The following is a 2,314-nucleotide window of genomic DNA, read 5'->3' as shown; positions in this document are numbered from 1 at the left end:
GGGCCGGCCGCCCCCGCCGCCATCGACCGCGCCGCCCGCCTGCTGTCCAGCGCGGAACGGCCGCTGCTGCTGATAGGCGGCGGCGCGCGCCAGGCCGCGCCGCAACTGACCCGGCTGGCGGAAATGCTGGACGCGCCGGCGCTGATGACCATCAACGCGCGCGGCGCGCTGCCGGACGGCCACCCGCTGGCGCTGTCCTGCAGCCCCTCGCTGCCGGCCGCGCGTCGCCTGATCGCCGCCAGCGACGTGGTGCTGGCCGTGGGCTGCGAACTGGGGCCCACCGATTTCGACATGTACGTGGACGGCGGCTTCCGCCTTCCCGGCGCGCTGATCCGCGTCGACATCGACCCGGAACAACTCTGCCGCGGCCGCGGCGCCGACCTGCCGCTATTGGGCGACGCCAAAGAAACCCTGCAACTGCTGACGCTGCAACTGACCGACGCCGCCCGCCAGGGCGAAGAGCGCGCCGACGCCGCCCGCCGCCTGGCCGCCGCCGAAATGGAGCCGGAACACGCCGCCGACCTGGCCTGGCTGCACCGCGTGCGCGACATCCTGCCGCAAGCGCGCTGGGTGGGAGACTCCACCCGCCTGGTCTACGCCGGCAACCTGGGCTTTTGCGCGCCGCGCGGCAACAGCTGGTTCAACGCCTCCGTGGGCTTCGGCGCGCTGGGCTACGGCCTGCCCGCCGCAATCGGCGCCGCGCTGGCCGAACCGGACCGGCCGGTGCTGTGCCTGGCCGGCGACGGCGGCTTCCAGTTCACCCTGGCGGAAATGGGCACTGCGATGGAAACCCGCGCCCGCCTGATCGTGCTGCTGCTCAACAACCGCGGCTACGGCGAAATCAAAAGCGCGATGCGCGCCGCCGATATGGAACCGCTGGGCGTGGACCTCTACACCCCGGACTTCCCGGCGCTGGCCCGCGCCTACGGCTGGCGCGCCGAAACCCTGGCGCTGGGCACCCCGGAACCGCTGCTGCGCCAGGCACTGGAACAGGCCGCCGCCGCCGCCAATCCCACCCTGATAGAAATCGAAGCTTAAAGCGCGCGCCGGCCCGGCCCCGGGCCGCGCGCCGCAAACTCAATTTGCATAGACCCCGGCCGCGGCGATAACATGGCTTATCCACGGCGGCACCCGCCCCGCAAGCAATGCGAGACCGGCTCCGGGCATCCCTATGAGAGAACTCGAAATCGTCGAACAACTGGTCCTGGGCCTAGACCCGGCCGGCCGGCGCGACCCGTTGGGCACCCCCAAGGACCCGGCGCTGGACAAGGCGCGCGCGCAGTATTACGAGCAGCTCAAGCGCGTCGCCAAACAACACGCCGCGGACCCGCCCACCGCGCCCGAGCCGCAGCCGGCCCCCGGCGGCGCGCGCCAGGGCCAGCGCTGGACCATCGCCGAAGACAACCGCTTAGCCCTGCTGTGGGAAGCCTCCCCCGCGCCGGTACGCCAACTATCGGAAAAACTGGGCCGCAGCCCGCTGGCCATCGTCTCCCGCTTGGTCCACCTGGGGCTGTACGAGCACCAGCAAGCGGCGATGCAGGCCGACAACGCCCGCATGCAAACGCTAGACCTGCCGCCGCTCTGGGACGTACCCGCCGCCGCGGAAAAGCCGCCCACCAAACCCGCCGCGCCGCCCACAGCCGGCAAGCAAGGCGCGGTCTGGACCGTGGCCGACGACCAGCAGCTGAAAACCCTGTGGCACAGCCCGGCCCAGCCGGACAGCCAGGCCATCGCCAAACAACTGGGCCGCAGCCGCGGCGCCATCCTCGCCCGCCTGGTGCGCCTGGGCCTGTTCAGCGACCGCGACGCGGCTTATCAGGCGGATAAAGCGAGGCAAGCGGGATGAGAACCTGTGCAAAGTCTGCTGCGCGCCGGTAGAGAGATTATGCGATGAGTCCCGACTTCGAAATGCTCATGATTGGAAAAAATAGTGTTTTCCCCAGGCTGCTGACCTTAGTTGAAAGAATTGATATGCCTTTTCTCAACACTTCAGTATTTCCCTAGTGGAACGGAGCCCTAGCGAGCGTATAAGTCCAAATTGCCCTCTACTATTTTTTATAATTTTTCTCGGAATCTTTATGTCTCAAGCACTGTACTATCCAAGCATTGAATTCAACGACCTAGATGCTCTGAAACGCTCATTGTTAGTGTGGGACCGAGTACATCGAATCGTCCCTACAGGTTATCTGATCTGCTCCCCTTAGGCCTTACCAATCAAAAGTAGAGAGAAGTCCGTCACTGAAGGAGAATGACGGACATGAAGAAGAGCAGATTCACCGAAGAACAGATCATTGGCTTTCTCAAGCAGGCCGAA

2 protein-coding genes are annotated in these 2,314 nt (G+C 66.5%); both read left to right on the top strand.

Annotated elements, in window-relative coordinates; translation table 11 throughout:
* A partial coding sequence (locus B0T39_RS24580; protein WP_254894640.1) for a thiamine pyrophosphate-dependent enzyme occupies positions 1–1,038 on the top strand: 1,038 nt, incomplete at its 5' end.
* Between the two features lie 133 nt (positions 1,039–1,171).
* Positions 1,172–1,846, top strand: a complete 675-nt coding sequence (locus B0T39_RS24575; RefSeq protein ID WP_081551359.1) for a hypothetical protein — start codon at positions 1,172–1,174, stop codon at positions 1,844–1,846.
* Positions 1,847–2,314: the final 468 nt, after the last annotated feature.

The organism is Chromobacterium haemolyticum (genome assembly GCF_002081825.1).
Lineage (GTDB): Bacteria > Pseudomonadota > Gammaproteobacteria > Burkholderiales > Chromobacteriaceae > Chromobacterium > Chromobacterium fluminis.
Note: the sequence above shows the minus strand (reverse complement) of the source record. Positions and strands in the feature narration are given on the sequence as shown.

What these genes read in the sequence shown, in the direction of transcription:
- B0T39_RS24575 (WP_081551359.1), top strand. Translation starts at nt 1,172, where the DNA reads ATGAGAGAACTCGAAATCGTCGAACAACTGGTCCTGGGCCTAGACCCG.